Annotated in this window: 5 protein-coding genes; 1 reads left to right on the top strand and 4 read right to left on the bottom strand. The window is 42.3% G+C overall.

Features of this window, described 5'->3' with window-relative positions; translation table 11 throughout:
• Nucleotides 1-377: 377 nt before the first annotated feature.
• The 4 genes from JGK14_RS15965 to JGK14_RS15980 all read right to left on the bottom strand — a co-directional run bounded on the left by JGK14_RS15965 (nt 378) and on the right by JGK14_RS15980 (nt 4,052).
• Nucleotides 378-1,631 carry a URC4/urg3 family protein gene (locus JGK14_RS15965; protein ID WP_325315265.1) on the bottom strand — a complete coding sequence of 418 codons (1,254 nt, stop codon included), beginning with the start codon at nt 1,629-1,631 and terminating at the stop codon, nt 378-380.
• Nucleotides 1,632-2,155: 524 nt separating this feature from the next.
• Nucleotides 2,156-3,238 carry an adenylate/guanylate cyclase domain-containing protein gene (locus JGK14_RS15970; RefSeq protein WP_293156167.1) on the bottom strand — a complete coding sequence of 361 codons (1,083 nt, stop codon included), beginning with the start codon at nt 3,236-3,238 and terminating at the stop codon, nt 2,156-2,158.
• 35 nt (nt 3,239-3,273) lie between these two features.
• The gene (locus JGK14_RS15975; RefSeq protein ID WP_293182423.1) at nt 3,274-3,594 is read right to left on the bottom strand and encodes a hypothetical protein; all 321 of its coding nucleotides are present in this window, start codon (nt 3,592-3,594) and stop codon (nt 3,274-3,276) included.
• A gap of 107 nt (nt 3,595-3,701) precedes the next feature.
• Nucleotides 3,702-4,052, bottom strand: coding sequence for a hypothetical protein (locus JGK14_RS15980; RefSeq protein WP_325315266.1), 351 nt, complete (start codon nt 4,050-4,052; stop codon nt 3,702-3,704).
• A 503-nt stretch (nt 4,053-4,555) separates the two neighbouring features.
• Here JGK14_RS15980 and JGK14_RS15985 point away from each other — a divergent pair.
• The gene (locus JGK14_RS15985) at nt 4,556-4,843 is read left to right on the top strand and encodes a hypothetical protein (protein WP_293209034.1); all 288 of its coding nucleotides are present in this window, start codon (nt 4,556-4,558) and stop codon (nt 4,841-4,843) included.
• The last annotated feature ends 78 nt before the right edge of the window (nt 4,844-4,921 follow it).

The following is a 4,921-nucleotide window of genomic DNA, read 5'->3' on the forward strand; positions in this document are numbered from 1 at the left end:
TCTTTCTTAGATATAAAGCAATACAGTTGACTAATATACTGCTATTCGTGAAACTCCTCTGAAAAATAGATACTGCAATAAAGGTACGTAGTTGCGCTTGAGCGCTCTTTCTTAGATATAAAGCAATAAGGACAATCTTAAGTAAACTGTATTGTATTATAAAGAGCGCTTAAGCGCAACAACGTACCTAATAATTAACATCAATATTGACTAATATTAAACTAGAATTCGCTTAACCACGATTTCTTGGCAAAAAAATACAGCTTTAAAAAATCCTTGCTACAACAATTCAGTTAGACTTTTTCAGTGCCATCGGACTTGCATTCCGAACCTTCCTTCTTCTGACTTCACGCTTGACTTCTGTCAACTGTCCACTGTCAACTATTAAAAAAAGTCCCGTCACTTTCAATATGAATTGGCGGTACTCCAGCAGCCCTCAATTCTGTGGCAATTTTTCGCCCCGCCGCCCAAGTTCCTCCCTGCAAAATCTTCACCAGTGGCAATTTTGTCGCACTCAAATCCAGCTTGTATCGCATAGCTGCTGCAATTTTATCTAAAAGAATCACAGTGACCGATCGCCATTCTACTACAACTTCCGAACCCGGCAAATACTTCTGCTCAAAAATAGCCGAATCTTTTGCCCGTAACAGCCCCATATCCAAACACAAACCGCCGTTACGATACCCCGCTAATCCCGTCAACTCGTCCAATCCCACGACGTACAAACCGAGTTCTTGCAGCGGTTCCAACAGCGAATAAGTCAACCACTGCGAGAGTTGGTGAAACGGCACAAATTCATCTCCCAGATTTTCTCCTTGCAAAGCCCGATGCCGCCAAACCTCACCTAAATTAACGCCACCAATGGCATATTTTCCCGGCCAATTTTCCCCAAAACCTGTCAAAACAGCGCTCAATATTTCAGCACAATCCACAGTTTTGACTCCAGAAACCAGACTGTCAAGCAAGTATTGTGCCAAATTGCCGGGACGCTGGTTCTCGCTGCCAAACAATAATGGATGTTGGCAAATTGCATTCCCCAAACGCTGCAACAATTCTAATCTGCCTGTTAAACCAACTAGCGGATTGTCTCGACTTACTTGAAATCCGGCCGCTAAGGTTTCTAATTTTAATTGAGAAAGCCCGCGAAAATCGGCTTGCCAAGGAAAATCTGGATTGCTGGAAAAAATACCCTGACAAAACATCCGAAAAGTGGCTACTGCCAACCCTTCTGAACGGCGATAAACTTCTTTGGTTTCTGCTTCGCAATACTGCCAATCTGCGCCGGTACTGGCATCGAGTAAAACGCTGACAATGGCTAAATCAAATTTTATCTTTGCTTGTTCTATGACTGAAAATTCTGTTAAAGCTGCATCGAATTGAGCGAGGCGCGGTTGGTTGCCGGCTTCAAAATGCCGCCACTGACTGTGAAACGGAATATTAAAATCGGGATACTGTTGGCGGGTTGTGTCGATTACATAATTTGCTGCTTTGTCGAGTTCGGATAAATCGACACAGAAGAAATTGAGTTTATTTTCGGAGGCTAAGTTAAAAAGCCGATCGCACTTTTGGCGAATCGCAGTTGGTGTTCTCAGATATTTTACAGCCTCTAGCTCAATATTATTCAACTTCATCGAAAATTTTTGGTTTGAAACCCCGTGCTTTGAGCATCGGCTTTACATTTTGGCTAGGCTTTTCCTAGACTAGCCATAGTTCTAGGGAAAGCTCTATGTACCTGACTCAAAAAATCAGATACGCGGACTTGCCACCAAAGAGTTTAACACCTTGCGAGAACTCTGTCGGTTGAGTCAAAACCTTTACAGTGTATGGTTTTATACAGTCAGACAGTATTGCTTCCAATCTGGCAAACACCTTCGCTACGAGTGTAACTATTACTACTGCAAGGGAAACGAGGACTATCAATAGTTGAATACTGATATAGCCCAACATACCCTGAAAGTAGTCGATCGAACTTTGCGGAGTTTCTAGGACTTGATAAACGCAGTCAGAGAGGGAAACTATCAACAGAAAGTTCAACTCCCTCACTATCTCCCGACACAGGATTATATCGTGTCCGATCGATTAACCGCAATCAGATTCGATCGCGCGTGCCCCCTTCAGTCCGCACTACCAACTACCGTAGAACAGCAGCGGAGTGTCAAACAACTAAACATCGGTAAACATCATTTTCCTGAAAAAAGTCAAACTGACTGTAATCTAACAGATTATCTAAGATCGCATTTTTATCGATTTTGATCAGCTTGTATTCCCACTTCGAGCCACTAACTTCGCGTTTTATTTGGTCTGAAACTATTACCGAATTTTTTTCAGTAGCTGGAGATACTATTTTGCTTAAATCTTCCAGCCTGTCGGCAATGTTAATATCTTTTCCGTAAGTGCAAGAGCGAAATATATACAAATTTCCTTTAGCAACTCCCACCGACAAACCGCAAGGTATTTTATGACCGTGTATAAAAAGTTTCCAATTTTCGCACAAACTTTCCATGGCCGCTAGGGCTGAGTGAGCTTCTGGGAAAGTCAACAAATGCGAATCGCCAACAATACTGCGAATTGTGCCACCGTATTCTTCGCAAATGTTTTTTTCAAAAGTATCAAAGTTGGTGAGCAAATATTCAACGTCTCTGATAGAATTAGATTCTTGATAAGCAATAAAACCTCTCAAATCCGCTTTAATTATTGCTTGATTTTCCACAATTCGCGTCTTGTAACTTTGGTCAACTTTGTAAACCTTTTCAGGTTCGCTCATCCCTTTCAAGGAAAACTCATTGACAAAAGATGTTTGCACTTCTGCTTTGTTGAGCGCCAGCCATGCTGCTTGGGACAAATATATTTCATCCTGGGGAGTTACTGATTCTATACGCGCTGTTAAATTGACCGTATCGCCAAAGATATCTTTATCTTGATGCAAGACATCTCCCAAGGTAATCGACACGCGAATAGCCAATCGTTCGTCGTTCGATTTGCTAGATTGTTGGGTTCTCAATTCTTGCTGCATTTCTAAGGCTGCCATCGCGGCTGCTGTGACGCTGGGAAAAATCAGCCAAAATGAATCACCTTCGCCTTTGATCAAACTTCCTTCATTTCTGGTACTAATATCTGAAATAAAAGTTTTATGCTCGTTCAACAAACTACTTAAGTCCGACTGAGATAATTTTTTAACTCGGGCGGTATATCCGCAAATATCTGTTTTTACGATCACAGTAGAACGCAAATTAGCCATAACCTACCCTGACTGATCAAAAACCAGTAATAAATTTAATTTGGCAAAGACGCAACTGTTTCCGAACAGTCGTGTCTTTGCCTTCTGAATCTCCTGGCATCGCGTCCGATCGCTTCTGCAAGAATTGTAGCATCTGGCACAGGGTCTGGCGTGTAGTAGGCGGCGGCTTTTTTGGCGACGATTTCGACTTGTGCGCCTGCGGGAATCCAATCTTCGAGGATGGGGAGGCGATCGACTACTTGAATGCCAGAATTGATAATAGCATTGTATTTGAGATGGCTCATGGAAACTAAACGGTCAGTGCGAGGGATACCCAACCAGTGCAGCACGTCTGGCATTAGTTCTTGAAACCGCATATCTTGAAATCCTGCAACACATTGAGTGCGAGTAAAATAGTCATCAGGGCGATCGCCACTTTCGAGCCTTTTGGGAGCATCTCAGTTTTGCAAAAAGCATTTTTTTATTATAGTGCGAGCTGTCGCGAGCTCGCGTATTCTACAACTCGCGAGCGGGGACAGCACTTATAAATGCAAAACTGAGATGCTCCCAGCCTTTTTCTGGCATTGTACACCAAAAACTTAGTTACTTCCCCCAAAGCTCTGCCTTGCTTGCGGAAGTAAACAATTACCCCAGAACTACCGGATTGTGCCGTTTCGATGCAAATTTCGATACCCTGTACCAAATCAGGACGGCAACAAGTGCAGATATCCGAACTAAACACGTCAGAACCCTTGCATTCATCGTCTACCCGTACCGCCAACTGCTTCTGTGGGTCAGAAATATGCACGACTTTGCCAAGAATATAAAGCAACACGGCTCAGTTGATTTTAGATTTGGGGATTGGGGAATGGGGATTTTTCATTTAAGATTTTAGATCGAGTGATATGCTTGGGTAAATGTTAATTTTTTCCGAAGTGAGTAACACCAAATCCGGTAGCATCAGAATGATTCATCTCTCTATTCTCGGACTCTGTGTCCTCTGTGTTCTCTGTGGTTAAATCATTCCGATGTAACGGTCAACGATATAACGCTATATACATGAACGCGATTTTTTATGAAAGCAATCTCTGTGTCTATTTTTAGATTACTTTTGCTCTCCCTGAGGGGCTTATCCCAGCAGCAAAATTTGACAGATATCATGTTTATTAAAGCTGCTATAATGTTATTGTATAACCCAATAGAGTTCATTTAAGGAGAAGAGGGCGGATGAGAGCATTGACACACTGGATTGTTTCATGAATTATTAGCAGATACGCGCCCCTACAATAGACATCTTCAATAACTCTCAACTCAATAAAATATTAACTAGAAAATTTCATGTTGCCAGCTACATCTAATTATTTGCTAAAAAATGGTCGCGTACCCGAATCTCTTTTAGAGATGAAATCGATCGCCAATTCAGCGTCTACTATCACCACAACAGCCGATCGCAATTTTTGTCTGGTGGATCTGGAAATTGCCAACGGCGCGATCGCCCAAATCATCCCCACAGGTACAGAATCTTTATCCCAACTTGCAGATATTCCGATGGTAGACTTGCAAGGCGGCTTAATTTTCCCGTGTTTTGTCGATATGCACGCGCATTTAGGGAGCACCACAGAATGATTGATCCTATAATGACCCAAAGATAATTTCAGTGTGCAGCGTATCTTATGTCTCTAAAATCTATCATGAAACTGACCG

This window comes from Microcoleus sp. PH2017_28_MFU_U_A (assembly GCF_020738035.1).
In the GTDB taxonomy this organism is placed as follows: Bacteria; Cyanobacteriota; Cyanobacteriia; order Cyanobacteriales; family Microcoleaceae; genus Microcoleus.